1 protein-coding gene is annotated in these 1065 nt (G+C 31.6%); it reads left to right on the top strand.

The window, feature by feature from the left end; genetic code table 11:
- The first annotated feature begins 72 nt into the window (after positions 1–72).
- Positions 73–966 (top strand): polyprenyl synthetase family protein, encoded by an 894-nt coding sequence (locus EZH24_RS12430; RefSeq protein WP_137999368.1) that lies wholly within the window; start codon positions 73–75, stop codon positions 964–966.
- Positions 967–1065: the final 99 nt, after the last annotated feature.

Genomic DNA, 1065 nt, shown 5'->3' on the forward strand with positions numbered 1-1065 from the left:
TTCTATATAATAATTAAAAATTAAATTATATCTATATAATAATTAAAAATTAAATTATAATCGGGTTATTATATGGGAGTAAATCTAAAAGAATATATTGATATAAGATTAAAAGAAATAAATAAAAATATAGACGAAATTTTTGAAAAAAGCGATATTGATATAGAAAATTCTTTTATAGATATGCTTAAATATCCTCTCGAAGCTGGAGGCAAAAGATTAAGACCTATTCTTACTTGTCTGGTTTGCGAATTATTCGAAGGAGATTATAAAAAGGCAATAATTCCCGCAATTTCTTTGGAACTTATTCATACTTATTCTTTGGTGCATGACGATTTGCCGTCTATGGATAACGATAATTTGAGAAGAGGAAAACCTACCGCTCATGTGAAATTCGGAGAGGCGAACGCTATACTTATTGGAGACGGACTTTTAACTCATGCCTTTCAATTACTTTCAAAATCCGAAGTGCCTGACGAAACTTTAAGAAATTTACTTTTTGAAATAAGCTACGCAGCTGGCTATCAAGGAATGGTTATTGGACAGTTTATAGATTTATATTACGAAGAAAAAAATATTGATTTTGAAACTCTTAAAGTCCTTCATGCAAAAAAAACGGGCGCTATGATTAGAGGAGCGGCGAGAGTGGGAGCGATTTCATCCGAGAAAAAGAATATAGACATTGAAAATATAACAAAATACGGAGAAGCGATTGGGCTTGCATTCCAAATATGGGACGATGTTTTGGATGTAATTTCCGATAACGAAACACTGGGGAAAACCGTTGGAAAAGACGCCAAAGAAGGAAAGTTGACTTATGTCAAACAATTCGGAATCGAGGGAGCGAAAGAAAAGGCAAAAGAAACGATTGATAAAGCGATAGATTATTTGAAAGTCTATAAAGATAATCAAGCGAAATCATTATTAATCGAACTTGCCAAATATATAATAGAGAGAAAAAGTTGAGCGATAACGATATTAGAATAAAGAATTTAGAGGCTATAAAAAAAAATATAAAAGCTTATCCGATTGATTTTGAATTGGACTTACGAAATGCATGAGGAA

This window comes from Brachyspira catarrhinii, from assembly GCF_005518285.1.
Lineage (GTDB): Bacteria > Spirochaetota > Brachyspiria > Brachyspirales > Brachyspiraceae > Brachyspira > Brachyspira catarrhinii.

Coding starts and splice junctions, on each gene's coding strand:
- EZH24_RS12430 (WP_137999368.1), top strand. CDS start 73: ATGGGAGTAAATCTAAAAGAATATATTGATATAAGATTAAAAGAAATA.